15 protein-coding genes are annotated in these 18,986 nt (G+C 48.3%); 9 read left to right on the top strand and 6 right to left on the bottom strand.

Annotated elements, in window-relative coordinates:
- Window positions 1-6 precede the first annotated feature (6 nt).
- The 3 genes from B5M13_RS05790 to B5M13_RS05780 all read right to left on the bottom strand — a co-directional run bounded on the left by B5M13_RS05790 (window position 7) and on the right by B5M13_RS05780 (window position 2,426).
- On the bottom strand, window positions 7-261 hold the full coding sequence (locus B5M13_RS05790; RefSeq protein ID WP_080054780.1) for a Txe/YoeB family addiction module toxin: 255 nt from the start codon (window positions 259-261) through the stop codon (window positions 7-9).
- 1 nt (window position 262) lies between these two features.
- On the bottom strand, window positions 263-517 hold the full coding sequence (locus tag B5M13_RS05785; RefSeq protein ID WP_080054779.1) for a type II toxin-antitoxin system Phd/YefM family antitoxin: 255 nt from the start codon (window positions 515-517) through the stop codon (window positions 263-265).
- Between the two features lie 61 nt (window positions 518-578).
- Window positions 579-2,426 carry an ABC transporter ATP-binding protein gene (locus B5M13_RS05780; RefSeq protein ID WP_080054778.1) on the bottom strand — a complete coding sequence of 616 codons (1,848 nt, stop codon included), beginning with the start codon at window positions 2,424-2,426 and terminating at the stop codon, window positions 579-581.
- Between the two features lie 204 nt (window positions 2,427-2,630).
- Here B5M13_RS05780 and B5M13_RS05775 point away from each other — a divergent pair, with 204 nt between their 5' ends.
- From B5M13_RS05775 to B5M13_RS33305, 4 genes are all read left to right on the top strand, one after another.
- Window positions 2,631-4,031: a leucine-rich repeat domain-containing protein gene (locus tag B5M13_RS05775; RefSeq protein ID WP_080054777.1), complete on the top strand. Its 1,401-nt coding sequence runs from the start codon at window positions 2,631-2,633 to the stop codon at window positions 4,029-4,031.
- Between the two features lie 251 nt (window positions 4,032-4,282).
- Window positions 4,283-5,611: a leucine-rich repeat domain-containing protein gene (locus B5M13_RS33310; protein ID WP_155297194.1), complete on the top strand. Its 1,329-nt coding sequence runs from the start codon at window positions 4,283-4,285 to the stop codon at window positions 5,609-5,611.
- Window positions 5,612-5,659: 48 nt separating this feature from the next.
- A complete protein-coding gene (locus B5M13_RS05765; RefSeq protein ID WP_080054775.1) occupies window positions 5,660-6,682 on the top strand; it encodes a leucine-rich repeat domain-containing protein in 1,023 nt (340 codons plus the stop codon).
- Window positions 6,683-6,718: 36 nt separating this feature from the next.
- Window positions 6,719-7,309: a hypothetical protein gene (locus tag B5M13_RS33305; protein ID WP_155297193.1), complete on the top strand. Its 591-nt coding sequence runs from the start codon at window positions 6,719-6,721 to the stop codon at window positions 7,307-7,309.
- A 218-nt stretch (window positions 7,310-7,527) separates the two neighbouring features.
- Here B5M13_RS33305 and B5M13_RS05760 read toward each other — a convergent pair whose 3' ends face one another.
- The 3 genes from B5M13_RS05760 to B5M13_RS05750 all read right to left on the bottom strand — a co-directional run bounded on the left by B5M13_RS05760 (window position 7,528) and on the right by B5M13_RS05750 (window position 12,522).
- Window positions 7,528-10,959 carry a ThuA domain-containing protein gene (locus B5M13_RS05760; RefSeq protein WP_080054774.1) on the bottom strand — a complete coding sequence of 1,144 codons (3,432 nt, stop codon included), beginning with the start codon at window positions 10,957-10,959 and terminating at the stop codon, window positions 7,528-7,530.
- 160 nt (window positions 10,960-11,119) lie between these two features.
- The gene (locus B5M13_RS05755; RefSeq protein ID WP_080054773.1) at window positions 11,120-11,887 is read right to left on the bottom strand and encodes an META domain-containing protein; all 768 of its coding nucleotides are present in this window, start codon (window positions 11,885-11,887) and stop codon (window positions 11,120-11,122) included.
- A gap of 161 nt (window positions 11,888-12,048) precedes the next feature.
- On the bottom strand, window positions 12,049-12,522 hold the full coding sequence (locus B5M13_RS05750) for a VOC family protein (RefSeq protein ID WP_080054772.1): 474 nt from the start codon (window positions 12,520-12,522) through the stop codon (window positions 12,049-12,051).
- A gap of 254 nt (window positions 12,523-12,776) precedes the next feature.
- Here B5M13_RS05750 and B5M13_RS05745 point away from each other — a divergent pair, with 254 nt between their 5' ends.
- The 5 genes from B5M13_RS05745 to B5M13_RS05725 all read left to right on the top strand — a co-directional run bounded on the left by B5M13_RS05745 (window position 12,777) and on the right by B5M13_RS05725 (window position 18,943).
- Window positions 12,777-13,394 (top strand): response regulator, encoded by a 618-nt coding sequence (locus B5M13_RS05745; RefSeq protein ID WP_080054771.1) that lies wholly within the window; start codon window positions 12,777-12,779, stop codon window positions 13,392-13,394.
- Between the two features lie 190 nt (window positions 13,395-13,584).
- Complete coding sequence (locus B5M13_RS05740) at window positions 13,585-14,451, top strand: hypothetical protein (RefSeq protein WP_080054770.1); 867 nt, start codon at window positions 13,585-13,587, stop codon at window positions 14,449-14,451.
- Between the two features lie 34 nt (window positions 14,452-14,485).
- Window positions 14,486-15,745 (top strand): hypothetical protein, encoded by a 1,260-nt coding sequence (locus B5M13_RS05735; protein ID WP_080054769.1) that lies wholly within the window; start codon window positions 14,486-14,488, stop codon window positions 15,743-15,745.
- Window positions 15,746-15,772: 27 nt separating this feature from the next.
- The gene (locus tag B5M13_RS05730; RefSeq protein WP_080054768.1) at window positions 15,773-17,206 is read left to right on the top strand and encodes a hypothetical protein; all 1,434 of its coding nucleotides are present in this window, start codon (window positions 15,773-15,775) and stop codon (window positions 17,204-17,206) included.
- A gap of 9 nt (window positions 17,207-17,215) precedes the next feature.
- On the top strand, window positions 17,216-18,943 hold the full coding sequence (locus B5M13_RS05725; RefSeq protein ID WP_155297192.1) for a peptidoglycan-binding domain-containing protein: 1,728 nt from the start codon (window positions 17,216-17,218) through the stop codon (window positions 18,941-18,943).
- The last annotated feature ends 43 nt before the right edge of the window (window positions 18,944-18,986 follow it).

Raw genomic sequence — 18,986 nt, 5'->3', positions numbered from 1 at the left:
TTCTTCTTAGTAATGGAATCGACATTGGATGATATGCAGACGATCCGATTCAACGCGGTAAACGAGTCGGTGCTCATCTGTGATCCGTCTCGACCAGAATCCACTCAGGTTTTCTTTCAGTGGTTCCGGCTTGCCTTTTCCTTCAAATGGCGTCCGTAGACATTCTTTGATGAGTTCATTGATTCGGCGCAATACCGTTTTGTCCGTTTGCTGCCAATAGACATAATCCTCCCAGGCCTCTTTGTCCCACGACAGATTCATGCTACTCGTCAATCAGTTGGTGTTGTTCAAATTCACCCCGATTCGCTCGTTCAACAGCACCCAGAAGGCGATTTCTATTTTTCTCTGAACCCAACAGATGCAAGGTTTCTTTCAACGAATTATACTCCCGAAGGGAAATAAGTACCACATTTTTATTCTCACTACGATTAATAATGATGGTATCGCCATCGTCACTAACCTGGTCGAGCTTCGCTTTCATCGAACGCCGAAACTCTGTATAATTAACTACTTGCATAGTGTCCATCTGAATACACGTACAATATAACGTACGTATTTAAGAAATCAAACCCGAACACCTACTGATACCCCCGCGCCTGCAACCCAAACAGTTCGGCGTAGCGCCCCTCTTTTTCCAGTAGCTCGTAGTGTGACCCGATTTCAAGCAGGGTTCCGTTTTCCAGGACCAGAATCCGGTCGGCCATCCGGACGGTGCTGAATCGGTGCGAAATAATGACTGATGATTTTCCCTCGGTTAGTTTGGCAAACCGCTGGAACACTTCGTACTCAGCACGGGCATCGAGAGCAGCCGTCGGCTCATCCAGAATAATCAGTTGAGCATCCCGCATGTAGGCACGGGCCAGCGCCACTTTCTGCCATTCGCCCCCCGACAATTCAACGCCTTTACCAAACGAACGTCCCAATTGCTGATCGTACCCACCGGCCAGTTTGGCAATCACCGTATCGGCCAAACTCCGCTGAGCGGAGGTTTCAATACGGTCCTGGTTAGTCCGCTGGTCGATGTCGCCAACGGCAATATTGACCCCGGCCGACATTTTAAAACGGGTATAATCCTGAAAAATCACCCCGATGTTTCGCCGTAGTTCTGCCAGATCATACTCGCGCAGGTCATAGCCATCGAGCAAAATGCGCCCTTCGGCCGGATCATACAAGCGGGCCAGTAACTTCACCAATGTGGTTTTACCCGCACCGTTTTCGCCAACGAGCGCCAGCTTTTCTCCCGCATGAAGCGTAAATGACAAATTTCGCAGCGCCCATCGTTCCGAATTGGTGTACTTAAAACCCACATTCTCGAACACAAACCCCTCCCGAATCGGACTAGGGAATGAACGGGATGTAGAAGGCGAATGAATCGAGGGTTGTATCGCGAAATAGTCGAACAAGTCCTGCAAATAGATAGCTTCCTGAGTGAGGCTGCTCAGCTGAAGCAAAATGCCTTCCAGTGAGCCACGCACTTGCCGGAACGAACCAGCCAGAAACGTCAGGTCACCCAGGGTAATCTGACCGCCAACAGCCCGCATCACAATCCATACATACGCCCCGTAATAGCCCGCCGTTCCCAGAGCCGTTAGCACCGTACCCCATCCAGCCCGACTAATCGCTAACGCTTTATTTTTCAGATAATACTGCCACGACAGCTCCCGAAACCGATCGATCAGGAAGCCCGATATACCGAAAATTTTAACTTCCTTAGCCGTTTCGTCACTTGCCCCGATGTAGCGCAGGTAATCAAGCTCCCGCCGTTCGGGCGTCCAGGACCGTGAAAGCGAATAGCTTCGCTGATTGAAGTAATTATCGCCAATGAATGAGGGCGTAACGGCCAGCAGAATCAGGACCAGTAGCCAGGGATTATACACCGCCAGACCAGCCGCCAGAAAACCAACCGAAATTAGTTCCTGTACCTGTCCGAATACACCAGAAAGCAAAACCGTACGGCCGGTTGTCTGCCGACGTGCCCGTTCGAGCTTATCATAAAAAGTAGCGTCTTCAAACTGCTCCAAATCCAGGGTGGCCGCATGCTCCATCAACCGGATCGACGTCTGATTGGCAAACAAATCGCCCAGTAGGCTGTCCATCAGCGCTACTGCTCGACCCAATGCCGTAGACAGAATAGCCAGCCCAAATTCGGCACCGACTAGCCACCAGAGCATGTGCGTATCGCCATCCGTATGTTTGGAAAGAGCAACCACCTGATCGATAATCAGCTTGCCTATATAGAGGGTAGCCGTTGGAATAGCAGCCCGAATTAACCGAAGAAACGCATTGCCCAGAAACAGACTTGGCGACACCTGCCAGACTAGTCGAAAAAACGCGGGCAGGTTACCCAAAGCGGTAAACCGTTCACGCCAGCTTATCTGGTCTTTAGTTTCGGTAGAATTTGCATGAGTTGGTACTGTTTTTGCCATAACATTCAGAAGACAAGTACCGTCCGGGATTAGTTCACCGGCAATCCGCCTGAAAAAGCTGTTCGATAGAGGTTTAGAACGATAGTGGCAAAAACAGCATGAGACCGTTTACATAAAAATAGCCTGGCTATACGCAGGTTCTTTCCTCTAAAGGCTTTCCTGGCCTTCACATGAGTTTAACAACTAACCTTATACTACTCGATTATGAATAATCGGCTTACTTTTCTTCCTCTAACACTCTTGCTGGGACTCCTGGTCTTTTCCTGTAAAAAAGACGACGGCCCCGACCCCAATCTGGCTCCGGCAATCTTCACCGTGACGGCCAAACAAGCGACTAATAGCAGCGATGTAGTCCTGAGCTGGACGAGAGCTAAAGACCCTAATGGCGACCCAGTTACGTATGCTGTTGTTTACAAAGACACCTTAGCCAAAAACCTCACTGATACCACGTTTACGCTCAAAAATGTAGGGTATGGCCTTACCGTAACGGGGAGCGTAATTGCTTTCGACAACCATAAAGCGGCAACTCCGGTCGCCTTTAATCTTACGATTGGCACGAATCCGTATGCCGATGTGCCTGATGCGGCTTTTGAACAGAGGCTCATCGACCTCCGCTTCGACGATACCAAAGATGGCAAGATACTCTTGAGTAATGCGCAGAAAGTAACCAGTCTGACGGTTGCCAGTCAGGGCATTAGCAATCTACAGGGCATTGAAGCTTTTGTGAATCTGACCTATCTGGACTGCTCAAACAATCAGTTGGCCACGCTAGACATAAGTAAGAATACAGCACTGACCGAGTTGAACTGTTCGGCGAATAAGCTCACTAGCCTGGATGTTAGCAAGAATACAGCGCTACTTACACTGAGCTGTTCAAACAATAACCTGAAAGCACTGGAGGTTAGCCAAAATATCAACCTGGCCCAACTCAATTGCTCCAACAATCAATCATTAACCAGCCTGGATTTGGCTAAAAATACAGCTTTAACAAAGCTAAGCTGCGGTAGCACTGGTCTGACTGGTCTGGATTTGAGCAAAAACATGCTGTTAACGTATCTAGATTATTCGTTCACCAAGCTACTAAGCCTGGATATTAGCAGAAACACAGCCCTAACGGAGCTGAACTGTTCGGCGGTTGGTCTGATAAGTCTGGACGTTTCGAAGAATACTGCTCTGACTAAACTCTTGTGCTCATATAATCAACTTTCCAGTCTGAATGTAAGTCAGAACACAGCGCTGGTCAGTCTGGATTGCGAAAGTAATCAGCTTCTCAGTCTTGACCTTTCACAAACCACCGCCCTGACTAGTTTAAATTGCCCTTATAACAAACTAACTACGTTAGCCCTAAGTACCAACACGATATTGACCGAGTTAACCTGCTTTAGCAATCAACTAACAAACCTGGATGTTTCGAAGAACACCGCTCTCAGCAATCTGACCTGCTACGATAATCGGCTCACAAGTCTGGACTTGCGCAACAATGCCGCTCTGACCTACTTACGTTGTGATAGCAACAACATCAATATTATCTGTGTATCCAGCCTGTCGCAGGTTAAACCGTTCTGGCAAAAAGATGCGTCGGCAAGCTATCAGGTCTGCAATTGATCAACTCTTTCCGCTGTAAGGGCTAGTCGTCATAACCATATCTTCACAACGGTCAAAATCAGTACTCCATCAATGAGCCTTAATCCAACATCGCCTGTTTTGGGAAACAGGCGATGTTGGATTAGTTAGTCATACCTGTTTGGTGGGCCTAATCATATCAAATAAACAATAGAGTAACTTTTGCTCATCCCGTTCGTCTAAGCAAAACGCTGGAATTCCCGTCAATAGTACCACCAGTTGTATTGCTCTGTATGAATCTACGCCGTTTACTATTCTGCCTTTTAGCGTTATTGAATTTTATCGTCGGTGCCTGTAGAAAAAGCGACGAACCCACTCCAGAAGACCCTAACTTTTCTATAGAAATCCCTGACCCAGCTTTTGAGAAAGCTCTAATTGATCTGGGTATCGACAAGGCGCAGGATGGGAGAGTGCTTTTTACAGCTATTCAACGAGTAACGAGCCTGAATTTATTCAACAAAGGGATAAGGAGTCTTCAAGGCATTGAATCGTTCGCTAAGCTGGCCATACTAGACTGCTCGCTCAACAATCTGAGTAGTTTGGACCTCAGCCATAATACAGCTCTTACCAGTTTAGAGTGTAACGGGAATCAGCTTTCTAACTTGGATGTCAGCACATTACCCTCACTCAGCCGATTGGGTTGTAGCGCTAATAAGCTAGGCAAGCTCAATGTAGGAAGCAACACTAAACTTACTCATTTAGATTGCTCGTCGAACAACTTAGCGTCGCTCGATATCAGTCGAAATACATCGCTAACACTTCTATATGGCAATACAAATAAGTTGACCAGTCTGAATGTAGAGAAGAATACCGCATTAGGCTTTTTATCCTGTGCTGATAATGCTCTTTCCGAGCTAAAGCTGGCGACTAATACCCAACTGATTTACCTAAATTGTAGAAACACAAAGCTCACCAACCTGAACATCAGTAAAAATGCTATCCTGACTAAATTGATCTGTTCGGAAAATCTCTTAACCGACCTGGATATTACCAACAACAAAATTCTCACGTATTTAGCTTGTTCCTCCAACAAGCTGAATAGCCTCAATCTCACCCGAAATACAGCAATCACCGATTTGTACTGCGCCAATAACAACCTGGCTCAATTAGACCTTAGCAAACAGAAAGCTCTAACCTATCTTGCCTGTAACAACAATACATTAGCTAGTCTCAATATTGACACCACGACTGCATTAACGTATCTTAATTGCTCTAGCAACAAACTGACTAACCTCAACACCAATCGTAATCAGGCCCTTAAAACATTGTTTGTTGGCCTGAATCGACTTACTAATCTAGATGTGCGCAACAACATCAACCTGACCTATTTATCATGTTCAGCCAATAAGCTGTCCAGTCTCGACATCACAAAGAATCCGGCTTTAACAGAACTTTATTGTGCCAACACGACTCTAACCAGTCTGGATCTCCGCAATAATCTGACACTGCAATGGCTAGTCTGTACCGACAATTCAATTCGCACCATTTGTGTATCCAATCTGGCAAATGTGAAAACTACCTGGCTCAAAGATGAGTCGACTTCTTATCAGGTTTGCCGTTAAGTTAGCAACAAAAATAAAGCATTGGTTACACTGTCACATAGTTTTCTTATGACTTACCGTCGTTATCGATTCTTAGTCCCTCTCCTCCTACTGAGTGCATTGATTGTACGTTGCAAAAGCGGGAATGATCCTGAGCCCAATTCACCGCCATCGGCCTTTACCATAAAGGCCCAGGTCATTCCGATAGGGGCCGACATTGTACTGACATGGACGAAAGCGAAAGACCCCGAGGGTGATCGTGTAACGTATACCGTCGTTTGGAAAGACACACTCACCCGATATCTGACCGATACAACTTACACCCTTCGCAATGTAGGCTACAATACCAGTGTGGTGGGTTCCGTAATAGCTCGTGATGCTCGTAAAGCGGCTACGCCTGTATCATTTAGCGTAACGGTGGGGGCCGAACCGTATGTATCTGTTCCAGATCCAGCTTTTGAGAAGCTTCTGATCGAGCTAAAAATGGATTCGCTGGAGGATGGAAGAATAAAGGGTGCTAATGCTTTAAAGGTAAGCAGTCTAGACTTGAGCAATAAGAATATTAGTCGGCTGGATGGTATCGAAGGCTTCATTAACCTTAAAACACTCGACTGTTCCTTCAACAACCTTACTCGTCTGGATATTAGCAAGAATACGGCTCTAACCAAACTGTACTGCAACGCTAATAAACTGACCAGCCTAAACGTGAGCCCCAATACCGCCCTAACGGAATTAGACTGCTCCATGAACCAACTAAGCAGTCTGGATATGACAAAAAACGGCAATCTAACCGTGGTAGGCTGTGCGAAAAACAGTCTGACAAAGCTGGATATCAGCAAAAATACCCGGCTTGTTAAACTGTACTGTACAAATAACAAACTATCGAGTCTGGACATCAGTGCCAATAGTAATCTAACAACACTATGGTGTTTTTATAATGCTATAACTAGTCTAAACACCACCAAAAATCCCCTACTCCAGGTGATGCAATGTTTTGGAAATAACATCCAGACCATTTGCGTAGCGAATCTGTCGCGCATCACCTCCGACTGGCAAAAAGATGAATCGGCCACCTACCAGATCTGTCAATAATCCTCTCTTCTCAAAGCCAGCCATTTCGTTGACCCAATGAACAAATATCCGATCTTATTACCGCTGATCTTACTCTCGCTCTCAGTACGTACAATTGCTCAATCGCAAAAAGGAGACATAATACTCAATCCTCAAATCATTGTCAGTCAGTGGGCTTTCAGATCAGATAGCTATAGTTCTTTTCAGCATTACGACATTGGTTCATCATTCCATTATTACTTTAGCAATAAACTGGCAGCGGGGTTATATGTGGATGCGACCTATTCTAACTACACTGCCAAACAAGCCAATACGTTCTCCAGATGGGACTATCTAATCAGCATTAGCCCTGAATTACATTATAGTTTCCTAAGTTCTCGCTTCTCGCCTTTTTTACGAGTTCGATTTGGAGAATTTGGGTATATACATCAGTATACTGATAATCCAGCCTATCCTATCCGTCAAAGAAGTATTGGCAATTTCCTTTTTAACTTGCCTACTATTTATGGACTATATCTTGGTCTTGGCTGCTTGTATTCTCTAAAAAATAATCTGGCAATAACAGCACAATTGACTAGCTTACCCTTGCAGAATGGTATTTGGGAGAACTCAACTGTAGGTTTAGGATGCCAGTTCAAGATTCATTGAGAAGAGAATTGTAGGCAAAAAGCTCCGGCATTTCTGGCGTTTACGAATTGATAGAAAATTTCATCCAGCAAGCTGTTGGCATTACGCGGACTAAAAAGATCGTATTGGCCTTAGTTCGAACCATAACCACATAAAACGGATTAAATTCATCTCTAAAAACAGGCACCCCGATCAAGTCTGATCGGGGTGCCTGTCTACTACCCTAACTCAGCAACTATTTACATTCCCTGCGTGCCGAACTGGACTTTGTCGAGGGCAAACAGGGCCTTTTGACCCGCTTCGGGGTTAACAAACACCAGATAGAGTGTATGCATACCCTGCACAGGCTGGCGGAAAGGCAGATTTACTGGGCCAGCCGTTCCTGGTTTTACTTCTACTTCGCCCAACAGAGGTCCCGTTGGAGAGTTGATCCGTGCTTCGAGCTTACCACCAGCCGTTTGGGTTGTCGATGCAAATACCGTTGGTGAAATGCTTTCAATACCCGTCAGATCGATGTCGTTAAAGGCAACGTAACTTCCCGATTTAGTGCCAACAGCGGCTGGGCCAACCTTCGGCATATCGAATTGGAAAATATCCCGTTTGGCATCGGCCGTTACGGCTTTTACCGATGGCGAGCGGAGCGCTACAGATGTTGAACCCGTCAGCGGACCAATTACGCCGTTGCCCCGGTCTGTATAGGTAGCGGTCAGGATATAAGAACCATCCTTTTTCTGCGCTACAGGTACGTAATCACCCGCAATAGGTTTACGGTTAGCGGCTTTTTCATCGGCCAGCGAAAGGATGTACCCAACCATATCGGCTACTTCACTTTCTTTCAGTTGTGGGTGGGCGCTCATGGCCTGCTCACCCCATACACCACCGCCACCTGTGATGATTTTACGAATCAGTTTGCTCTCAGAACCCGTGCCTTTGTACTTCTTGGCAACATCGATATAAGCAGGTCCAATCGACTTCTGATCGATGGTATGGCACGCTTTACAGTCGCTCAGCTCAATTAACCGCTTTCCTGTCGAGGAACCCGTGTTTGCCTGATGACCCTGCGCCAGTAATGTTTTGTCGAAACCTTCGAGGTAATCGATGGTCATGGTTACATCGTCGGGTCTGATGCCTTTCTGTAACGTACCATCTTCTTTGTCTACCACCTTCACCGCGTATTTAACAGGCTTGTTTGGGAAATAGAAGGTCTTGTTACCAGCTACATCAACCACTACTTTGGGCTCGTCGTTACCCACTTTGATGTCCATCGTCCGGGTCGACACGTTACCGGCTGCGTCGGTTACTTTCAGCGTGGCTGGATAAACTCCTGGCTTGCTGAAGGTAACAGTTGGCGAAGCGGTCATTTGTTTAGGTATATTCTTACCAAACGACCATTCGTATTTGAGCGCGTCGCCATCGTAATCCATCGATTTACCGCCATCGAATTTCACCGTTAGCGGGGCAGCGCCGACCATTTTATTGGCACTGGCGACGGCTACCGGCTTCCGGTTACCGGCATTGTACGTGATACGAGCCAGCCGTGCATCGGCATTGGCACCAAACCATTTCTGACCGTACTCAATCGTATACAGCGACCCATCGTTGGCAAACTGCATGTCGATGATATGTGAGAATTTCGTGCTGGGCATAAACGTTTCCATTTTCACAAAATCGCCGTTTGGCTTCATTGTAACGGGGTGAATCCAGTCGCGAATCCAGTCGTAGGCAAAGAATTTACCGTCGTAGTGGCGGGGGAATTTGACCGACGTTTCTGGATAGTCATCATAGTAATAGACCGGGCCACCCATCGCATTCCGACCACCTTTGCCCACGATATCACCAAACTCCGGCGAATCGGCATAGGGGTAGTAGATGAAGGCTTTCTGGGCAGGAGGCAACTCTCTTAGCCCCGTATTATTGGGCGAATCGTTGATGGGGTGTTGCGGATCAAATAAAGGCCCCGTTGTGCTATCGGCAAAACTGCGGGAGTGGTACGGGCGGTTATCGGCTACAAACAGCGGCCAGCCAAAATAACCGGCCTGACGCGCCTGGTTCATTTCATCATGACCACGGGGGCCATATTTTTCGCTGTTGTTACCGGCATCGGGACCAACTTCGCCCCAGTACAGATAACCCGTCCGCTGATCGACCGAAATCCGGTACGGGTTCCGGTTACCCATTACGTAAATTTCAGGGCGAGCCTTCGGGTTACCTTTCGGAAACAGGTTGCCTTCGGGAATGGTATAAGTTCCGTCGGCTTCAGGATGAATCCGGATGATTTTACCCCGCAGGTCGTTGGTATTGCTGGACGTCAGCCGGGCATCCCATCCTTTCCGGCCGGGCCGTTCGTCAATTGGCGCATAGCCATCGGAGTTGAACGGATTGGTATCGTCGCCCGTCGACAGGTACAGATTTCCCTTCCGGTCCCAGGCAATCGACCCACCGGTATGGCAGCAGCCATCACGCTTCACCGGAATGGTCAGCAGTACCTTTTCGGTATTCAGCAGTACCGTATCCCGAACGTCGTCATAGACAAAGCGCGACAGATGCTGAGCTGTATCAGCAACAGTCTTGCCGTTCAGCGGGGAATAGTACACATAAATCCACTTGTTCTGCTTGAAGTTCGGGTCAATGTTCAAGCCCATCAGGCCATATTCGAACTTGCTGAAAACCGGGAAATTAGCAACTACCTTAGTCTTTTTTTTTTGTGGATCGTAGACCGTTAGCTCACCTTTGCGCTGGGTATACAGCACCTTACCGTTATCGAGCACAGCCAGTTCGGTTGGTTCGTCCATACCCTGTACCAGCACCTGCTGTTCAAATCGGTTTTCTTCGGGGAAAGGCATCGTTTTAGCCTGACCAAACTTCAGACTGCTAGCCATCACCGACTTGATTCCACCCAGAAGATGCTGGAGGAACATAGAGTCGCTGTACGATTCGTCGGTATGACCGCCACCCGTATAGAAGGCTTTGCCTCCCTGAAAATCGTGGTACCAGATGAACGGGTGATTATCGCCGTTTTTCCCGCCTTCGTAGGTCTTTTCATCCAGTTTACCCAACACCTTCAGATCACCCTGAATGCTCTTGTAGTTATACCACTCGTCCCAGCGCTTCCAGCGATCCGGCAGCATTTTTGTGGCCGGGTGATTCTTATCAACAATTTCAATTTCAGCGTTTTGCTGCTTAGGGTGACTCAGAAAATAGGCCCCCACGAGTTGGTTGTACCAGGGCCAGTCGTACTCGGTATCGGCGGCAGCATGGATACCCACAAAACCACCTCCCGCCTGAATATAACGCTCAAAAGCAGCCTGCTGGGCATCGTCGAGTACATTGCCCGTTGTGCTTAGCCAGATAACGGCACTGTACTTTTTCAGATTGGCTTCGGTGAACTTGGAGGCATCTTCCGTTGTATCGACGGCAAAACCATTTTCCTGACCAAGTTTCATAATCGCCATTTTTCCCGCCGGGATCGATGAATGGCGAAATCCTTTCGTTTTCGAAAACACAAGTACCCGATTCAAGGCAATCGGAGCTTCAGCAGCGGCTACAGACTTGGCCGCTACAGTCCGTTTGGCCATTGTTTGTGCCCAGGCATCCGTCGGAAGCTGAGACACAGCGGTTGTCAGCACGCCCGCCAGGAGTAGTGCGCGGGAGGGAAACCGTACGTTTTTCATAGGTTTTGATGATTTAAAACAGGCTGATTGGAAACTCAGGCAAGTTGGCCTAAAATGAAACTTTTAAAGATTTGATTGACTTTTAAGCAGGCAACAAAAATAACAAAAAAGCGAATGCCAATGGAGTAGGCACTCGCTGATAATAAAGGTCAAATTGACACTAATCTACTTTTTTAAAGACCATAAGTGCTGCCCCATTTTGCAACAGCGTCAGCCGGCCCGATCCAATCTGATACATCAGTGGCGCATTCAGCGCATTTAAAAATGGCCCTTCCAGGTCTCCGGCGGCCCCCATACAGGCCATTTTAGTAGTTATGAGTGGGCCAAACACGATCTGACGGGTATCGGCTTTCACGGGACCACTCAGTCGATTACAGCCCGTTGTGCCCGTTACACGGCCATCCGTTAGGGAGATTTCCAGCCGAGGCACTTCCTGTCGTGAGGCATCCGCTGCGATGGTTTTCCCCTGCAATTCAGTTAACACCCAGATATCCTGTAACAGGGTCATTTTCTGAAGCGACACTCCACAACCTACATAATGCTTCCCATGTCTATCGATCTGAACCCGGTAGTCGTACGGTTGCCCCGTTTTGGCATCCACACAACTGTCGGGTCGAAAAACAATATTTAAACTACCATCCCCTACAGGCGCATTATACCGAAGGACCCCATCTGAATCCGTCTGCCGTTCGGGAACCGACGTTGTCAGACTATCTTTCCCCGATTTAAAAAAAAGCGTCCCCTTCGATGGATTGACGGTCAATGACCAGGTCGGATCATTACCCAACGCCACGAGTTCATCGCCCGCTTTAAGATACGGACTGTAATCGGCGGGTGGCCGGACGGGCGTGAGCATGGCAGCAAACTGCGTCGATGGACGACGACAGGCTGTTGCTAACAAGAGAATGCCAAACAGAAGCGTACGCATGGCGATTTATTGAATTTACTTTTCAGTAAGACCGCCCCGACATAAAAAAGTTTAGTGGCACCCATGATCTGGTTTTACATAAACCGCCAGGATGCAATAGACATGAGATCGTTAACAGTCCTCGCGTCTATTGCATCCTGGCGGTTTACTACGGCTATTGATTATTCCCCTGCATAAGCCTGCTCCAGCGTAGCGATGTCTAGCTTGTTCATTTTCAACATAGCCTGCATGACCCGCTTCGCTTTCTCCGGGTCTTTATCGCCCAATAGATGGCCTAGTTTTGATGGAACAATCTGCCACGACACCCCAAATTTATCCTTCAGCCAGCCGCAGGGCCCTTTCTCTCCACCCTCCGAGAGCTTCTCCCAATACAGGTCGACTTCCTCCTGTGTTTCGCAATTGACAAAGAGCGAAATACCTTCAGCAAATTTGAAATAGGAGCCGCCATTCAGGGCTGAAAACTCCTGTCCATCCAATTGAAATGTAACCGACATCACACTTCCAGCCGGGGCGGGAGCCCCTTCGCCGTAATGCGAAACGCTGGCGATTTTTGAGTTTTTAAAGAGCGAGGTGTACAACCGGACGGCTTCCTCAGCCTGGTCGTTAAACGTCAGGAATGTGGTGATTTTCTGCATGTTGTTTACTGATTTTGATGAATAACAAGGCAAAGGTACGACCTGTATCAGCCATAACGGGAGGGGCATAACGACAGATAAAGGGGCAATTACGACAGCTAAATAAGTAACGTAACCGTACACTAAAAACCGATGACTATCCAGAAAAACACATACCTAATTTAGGCTTTCCTACCGCCAGATCGATTGCGCTTACAGCCACCCCTATTGTTTTCGGATTGAGTCATTGTGTTTATCCAACCCCCTTTGATACAATGCAAAAACTACTGATTGTTGATAGCCATTGCCTGTTTGCCGACGGTGTCCGGTTTCTGATCGAGTTTTCGACCGACCATACCGTAGTTGGCGTATTGCACACCGGAAGAGAGGTTATTCCTTTTTTGCTACAGCACGACGTTGATGTGCTTCTGCTGGATATAGACTTGCCTGACATGTCGGGACTCGAGTTGACGCGTACCATTCGCGCCCTTTATCCGGCTACCAACGTACTGGCTCTTACAGTCCTTACAAATCCTCAATCGGTCAATCTGACCATCGAGGCCGGGGCGATGGGGTATTGCCCCAAACAAGCCAGTCGTAATGAGTTGTTTGCTGCCATCCGGGCGGTTGGGGCTGGCCATCTTTATTTACCACCATCCTTAGTCCAGCAACTTAGAAAACCAGCTATCGAAAAAGTTACCCAGGACTTGACTGACCGCGAAACCGAGGTGATTCAATTGATTGTGAATGGTTATACGACAAAAACCATTGCCGATAAGTTGTTTCTCAGTACGCGAACCGTCGAAACGCACCGAAAAAATATCTACCGAAAGCTCTCCATTCATACCAACATTGAGCTAGCCCGATACGCCCAGGCTAACAAGATTATGTAAAGAAGAAGCTGTTTTCACGTAGTTCTACGCGCCGATATACCAACATCTTGGTATTTACCCCACTTTCCCTTTAGCCGACCTTTGGTGCCTTAACTACACCCCTTTGGATGCGCGCACTTTTCCCGAAGCAGAGCATCTGAACATTCACCTATACGGCCCATTTCGGATGTAAAATTTAACAGGTATAATCATGAAGGCGTATCAAAACGACTATCTGAGTGAATTTGAGCAGGAGTTCGAACTGGATAACGAATCTCCTGACAGCTACAACGAATTTGAGCTGGTCGACAATGAATTCGACAACGAAGGCAGTTGGGAAACCGATAACGAGTTTGACAGCGAAGGTAACTACGACGTGCAGAATGAAGCCGATTACCTGTCCGAGTTTGAAACGGATGATGAATTTGAAGCTGACAACGAATTCGATAGTACGCCCGATGGTCGTTATGAAGCCCGGCTCTACGAAATCTTCTCCAATAATTACGAGAACGAGTTTGAGTTTGAGAACGATTTCAACGAGGTAATGCACGAAATCGAAAAAGATTATTTCTGGGGAGCTATCAAGAAATGGGGCAAAAAACTGGCTCCTCTGGCAAAAGGGATACTAAAAGCCATACCGGGTGGCAGTACCCTGACGACGGCGATCCAGCAAATCACTAAAGATCCACGAGGGCTGCTCAAAAGCCTGGCCATGAAGTTTGGTCCACAGGCACTTAATGCCGTTGTACCAGGTGCCGGGGCTATTCTGGGAACAGTATTGAGCAATCAGGAACTCGCTTCGCCTTCTGCAGCCCGACAGGCAGCCCGTGATACCGTCGCGCTGGCAAAGCAAGCCTACAGCAATTTTGCCGACGGAATCAGTCGTTCCAACTTTAGTCAAAATTTCCCACAGGCTAAAGCACAGATGAATCAACTGGCCCGCAGCGCTTTCAAAAAAGCCCATCATACTGTACGTCTTGGCTCACCCAATTCCAGATACCGACGAGTAGACCGTAAAGTGCGTGACGAGCAAAACGGGTTATACAAGATCGTAACGATCACCTATAAACGCCTGTAAGCAAACGTACTCACCTTTCTTGCACAACAGCCTTGTGGAAACCCTGCAAAAAACTATCAGCCCTGGCAATTCGGAGCTATTATTGAAAATAGACTCGATCCGAAACCGAGCCCAGTTGCTAACGGGGCTGCGAAAAATGCTGTCGCTCCCTCCCGAACAGGATATTTCGGCCGAGCAATGGGAAGCGCTGGAATCGCAGTTGGCAACAGTTTCCAACAAAATCAGGCAGCAGTTGCGCATCTACACCGACAAATACTTTTCGGAACGCAACGACCCAATTATCCGGCAAACGCTCATCAATCGACTGGGTGAACTGGAAATGGACCTGGCTAGCGCCTACACGTTCTACGACACGTTCATGGATATTCTGACCCAGCGCCTTAGTCCTGATATTGGCCCCTTGCTGAAAGGCTGCGATGCCATTGCGGCCCATGCGCTTCAACGCGGTAATCTGGCTGACGTCATGGTACCGCCATTGGTTTGCTGCGACCGGGGTTTTGGGGCTTTTACCGTCCGCGAAGGGGTAAGTATCACCCGAAACGCCCCGAATCCGATCCCGTTCATTGCCATACCCTACAGCCGAATCAGCGAGAAATATAACCTGATTTCTATTTTTCACGAAGTGGGCCATCAGGCATTATCCAAGCTGAATATGGTTGCGCTCTGGCAGCAGGTATTTTACGAATCCCTGAAAAAAGCTGGCGCTACGCCTGTAATGAGAAGCCTGTTTGCCAACTGGTCGAAGGAGTTGCTACCGGATTTCTGGGCGTTTTGCCTGTCGGGCATGGCGCAAACATCGAGCGTTCGGGATGTTTTGATTCTGCCTGCCTCTATGATGTTTTCAATCTCGACGTTACAACCGCATCCGCCTTCATACCTGCGTTTTCTGACGTCGGTAGAGTGGTGTCGGCAACTGTGGGGCAAAGGCGACTGGGATGACTGGGAAGCCGAATGGCTGGAATTTTATCCGTTAAAATCCCTGGACGAAACCACCCGCCAACTCATCAACGAAGCCCGGCAGTGTCTGCCAACAATTAGTCGGGCCGTTTTGCAAACGAAGTTCAAAAAACTTGGAAGCAGGCCGTTAACATCGCTCTTTGCGCTGGGCACATTAACTCCGCAGGGACTGAAAGCGATGGCAACGATTGAGGGGGTACAAACCGACACCTTTCGAAATCAACCCATTGGGGTGCAACTGGCCGTCTTTCGTCTCCTGCGCGACAAGCGGACCATCAAACAAACGAACATCGATGCGCTGATGGACAACTGGCTGAAGGGATTAGCGAAAAAATAGACTTGTAAACTTTAACAATTCACCACAATGGCGAAGTTATTTCAAGAGCCCAGAAACACCTTTTTCTGGGAAGACATACAGACCTGGGCAATCCGAAGTCAATATAACGAACTGCTGAACCGTGTGTTAACGGAATACGCCAGTCAGTACAGTTCACCTTTACCAACTTTTCTTAACAAAAACTACTGCCTCACAATCAGCGCCTGTAATGGCTCGGTCATTTACAAAGACGCCCTGCGCGAAGCCAACGATTTCAGCAAAACCAGAGCGATTACCGACGCAGAACGAAACTTCATCGAAAAGCAGGATGCCGTCGGGAACGCCCGGCTCGATTTGCAGATGGCCGAAGCGAATCTGGTATCGATCAGCAGCAGCAACAAAGCCAATAGCCGGGCCCGCGAAATTGCCGAGCAGGAACTAAAGCGTAAGGAAGATGCCGTTCAGGAAGCCGAAATTGCCCTGAAACGTGCCCGTTACGAAGGTTGCTACGACCCTGGTCCGACCGACTATTTCGTAAAACCTGTGTTCCTGTATGAGCGTGTCACGTCCATCCCAGCCGACCAGCTCCCCCCTACCCTCGACTTTTCCTACTTCACCAATGGCCTGACGGTGGGTGCTTTGCTCTGGCTGTACTACTACGAGCGCATGGGCATCTTTAAAATCCTAGGCGCGCTGATGGACGATTACAATTATCGCGGCAAATACACCATATCGGGTAGCCGATTCGATGACAAAGGCATTGCTATTTCGTATTCCAACCTGATGGATATGATCTGTACGCTGCATCGGTTGGGGATTAGCTCGAACCTCCGCGACCGGGTCTGTACTTACCAGCGGGTATTGGGTGTAACCATCGAAAACAACTTAGGCATTGAAAGCGAGCAGAATAAGGGCTTTATGCAGGCCTTCAATAAACTGATCGACTATATGCTGGAGTACTATAAAACCAAGCAACTGGCGCAGGCCATCCAGGCCCAGACGGGCAACATTCTGCCCCGTTCATCGGTAGCCACGCAGACGTCCATCCGGGATACGATGAATGTACTGAAGCAACAGTTTGAGCCTTTCCAGTATGGTCGGAACCAGATCAATACGTTTATTGGGCTTGCTACCGTCCATGCCACCATCTGCCTGGTCAACCTGCTGAAAGCCGAAATCGGTATTCCCTCACAATACGACAAACCCGAAGAGTTTATCCCGGCCGCTTATGATATACTGATTGCTAAACGACCCATTACCCTCAACGAAAGCAACCGATTCATCGTATACGACAATTGCGCTTCGTATGGCTATCGGCTTTTAACTGACATCGAAACGTCCGATCTGACGCAACTGACGACCATTGCCACCGGCTCAACCTTAGACATCTGGCTCAACGATGTGGAAGGGCTTGTAGAAGGCTATCGCAATGCCTACAGTACGGTTCCCGAACGGGCCAACGCTATGGTACAGTCGTATTAAGAACGGGCTATGGAGCGGAATCTATTAGTCAGGGAGGTTGGGGCGTTGTCGTTGCCCATGATCGGGTCGAGGTTCCGGCAGGCAGATGATGAAGTTTTTCTGAATCCCTCTACACCTTATGAAGTACATGTACGGAACCCCAAGCCCAATTCTGTGCGCCGGGATTTGGGGAGCGGTCGATCGTTTCGACTGAATGAAAATGGTATGCCTACGCGTAGCAGCTCAACCCCGGCTTCGGCTTTCCTGACACAGCTTGTCGATTGGCTGGATGTAGGCAATACGAATCACAAACGGTATCTGGGCCTGAACTACAAAGGTAAGCCCGCTACCTGGTGTAATATTTTTGCAAACGATTATGCCTATCTGGCGGGTGTTTACCTACCGCATTTTTTCTGGCGGAAACTACCATCGTCGCCCACGGAAGCGTCGTCGCAGAAAGATACCAACTACCTGACCGAACTGGATGCCAACTCATTGTATGAGTGGTTTGGCAACTATGGAGCTATGTTTGGCTGGCAGGAGATCACCCCCTCTGGTAGTGATTATACCGCTGTTCAGCATACAGCCAATCAGGGCAATGTGGTGTTTGTCAGCATAAAACGACCAGGCATTGCGGGCCATATTGCAGCTGTTGTACCCGAAACGGATAGCCATAAAGCGCTCCGCAATGCATCGGGGCAGGTGACAAACCCCCTATTGAGCCAGGCTGGTTCTCACACGAAAAACGCCACCTATTCGACAAAAAAGTGGTGGGTACCTAAAGGCGGGCAATTTCGCATCTGGGCACATGCACTACCAACAGGGTCGGGGCCGATCAGTACCTTTCCAAACACGCAGACAACCAGCAACACCCAACCCGTACAGCCTGCTCCTACTACTTCAATAAGTTCATCGCTCTCCAGGCGAGTCAAAACCAATCGGTATTACGGTCAACAACTGGGCTGGGACAAGTACGTCGATCAGATCAACGATCTACTGTTACCATATTCCGGCCAATCGAATGTTAGCCTGGGCGAAGACGCTTTTGCCAATGCACTGGCGATCTGGCAACGGATTCATGGCCTTATAAACGACGGTATATTAGGTCCCAAAACCTGGGCACTATTGAAAACTTCGCTGGGCATTGCGACGAGTATTCCTACGAACCCTGGTCCATCCTCATCAACCTCAGCAACTACTGGTTCAGCTTCCCTGCCTGATCGTTTTCGGGTGCTGGTGCCCGCCTTGGAAAAATACCGGGGCAACTGGCCGCTCGATTTCTTGCTGGGCTGGATAAAAAAAGAATCGGACGGGAGTATCCAAAGTCACACCAGCCTCAACGAACGCGGCTATTTCCAACTACATCCCGACGAATCCAAAACCTTAGGCGTTGACCACCAACGCCTAAGCACTGATAGCGATTACTCTATTCAGGCGGGTATTCAATTGGTCAACCATCGGGGTAAAAGTGCGGCTAGGTACGCTGCCCTGCTGGGAATTCCGGCCAGTGGTGAGGTCTATCTGGCACTTACCAAACTCATGCACTGGCTTCCGTATGGCGTTCAATGCATCGTGGAGGTGATGAAGAAGAAAAATTTTGTCCCAACCCGTTGGGAGTCGTTTAAAGCGTTCTGCACTACCAATCGTGCCGAAATCCAGGCGGGTATTTCTCGTAAAGGAAAATGGCCGCTCGAAAACGGCATAAAAAATACAGACGATGTCTTGACATACGCTCGAAGCTTCAACAAGGCTCTCTAGCTTTTTATGGTCATCTCTCTTTTATCATTGCCATCGATGTAGC

This window comes from Spirosoma aerolatum (assembly GCF_002056795.1).
Classification (GTDB): domain Bacteria; phylum Bacteroidota; class Bacteroidia; order Cytophagales; family Spirosomataceae; genus Spirosoma; species Spirosoma aerolatum.
Note: the sequence above shows the minus strand (reverse complement) of the source record. Positions and strands in the feature narration are given on the sequence as shown.